Raw genomic sequence first — 1,544 nt, forward strand, 5'->3', positions numbered from 1 at the left:
GGCCCCAGCCGCCTCCCCCACGGCTCCCCCGGTGGCTAGCCAAACTCTGGCTCCTGCGGCTCCTGCGCCCATCCCCGCCGCCCCAGCCCAGCCGATCGCCCCTGCGCCGTCTGTTGCCCCAGCCCTTGCGCCAGCCGCCTCGGAGCCAGTGGCCGCGCCCTTTAAGGATGTGGACGGGCAACATTGGGCCTATCCCTTCATTGAAAAACTGCGGAAAGACAAAATTATTGCCGGGTTTGAGGATGGTTCCTTCAAGCCCGATCAACCGGTGACCCGGGCCGAATTGGCGGCCATTTTGCGAGATGCCTGGGCGGGGCCCACGGTGCGATCGCCTCTGCCCTTCCCGGATTTGGCTGCCGACCATTGGGCAAAATCCGCTGTCGATCGAACCGTTGTGTTAGGGCTGATGCGCGGTTATCCCAATGGACAATTCGCCCCCGACCAACCCATTTCTCGCCTTGAACTCTATATCACCCTCGCCTCTGGGCTGAATTTGCCGCTGCCGGAACCGCCCGATCGCCAACGACAACTGGAGCGTTACAGCGACGGCTTGGCCCTGGCCCGCTGGGCCCAGCCCAAGGTGGCCGCCGCCAGCCAAAGCAACCTGGTCACTTACTATCCCTTGCGCGATCGCCTGGATGCCCAGCGGCCAGCAACCCGCGCGGATGTGGCCGTGGCGCTCTATCAAGCCTTGGTTTGGCAAAAACGCCAAGCCCCGATCGCCTCGCCCTATCTGTCGCCCCAACCCTAGGGAGGCGATCGGGCAGTTTGTTCAGGGCAAAATCAACCCCCCAGCGGATTTCCGATGAATGCGGTACGGGTTCCCGGTGTGGATGCTGCCTAGGGCGATCGCGCTAGGTTGGGAACCGAACAGGCTGATCAACAGCCATTTTTCAGCATTCCGCACCGCAACCAGCCCAGAGGGAGGGGCGATCGCCGTGAATCGATCGGCTAGGCAATCTCGATTATCGCAAGTCCGTTTCCAGCCACGGCCCGGCGTTCCCACCCTCGGGGCGATCGCCCTGCTGTTGCCCTTGGTGGGCTGTGGATTCAGCTTCAAAGCCGACATCCAAAACGGCAACTTGGTGGTTAACAGCGGCTACGAAATTTCCGAAACCCTGCTGAACCAAAGCCCCATCAGCTTCAAAGGCGATCCCGCTTCCTTTGTGGAAACCATCGATCGCTTTGAAATTCAAGAGGGACAGGTGCGCGCCTTTGGCAAATTCGTTTGTCCCGACAAGCGCCTAGAACCGGGGAGCCTCGATTTTGTGTTGCAAGCCAGCTCCCGGCAACTGCTTGAAGCCAAAATTGCCCGTGTGGATTCTCCCTGTATCACCTTGGCTGACCCTCGAATCATCACCGTGAATCAGCTTTTGGCGGATAGTTTTCAGCGCCTGGCCGCCGGAACCCGAGAAATTGAAGTGACCCAAGTGAAGGTGGGTGACCAAAAAATCGCGATCGACTTCCAATGGGTCACACCGCTGGAGTCACCCAGCCCCGCCGCCAGCCCCGCCGCGCCCGATCGCCTGTCTCTTATACCCATC

The 1,544-nt window shown here is 60.8% G+C and carries 2 protein-coding genes; both read left to right on the top strand.

All coding sequences use genetic code 11. From position 1 onward, the window contains the following. Positions 1–751 (top strand): S-layer homology domain-containing protein (locus AMR42_RS04960; RefSeq protein WP_099532362.1); only part of this gene is annotated, 751 nt, incomplete at its 5' end. A gap of 58 nt (positions 752–809) precedes the next feature. Then, on the top strand, positions 810–1,544 hold a 735-nt coding region (locus tag AMR42_RS04970), incomplete at its 3' end, for a hypothetical protein (RefSeq protein WP_143472942.1).

Source organism: Limnothrix sp. PR1529 (assembly GCF_002742025.1).
In the GTDB taxonomy this organism is placed as follows: Bacteria; Cyanobacteriota; Cyanobacteriia; order CACIAM-69d; family CACIAM-69d; genus CACIAM-69d.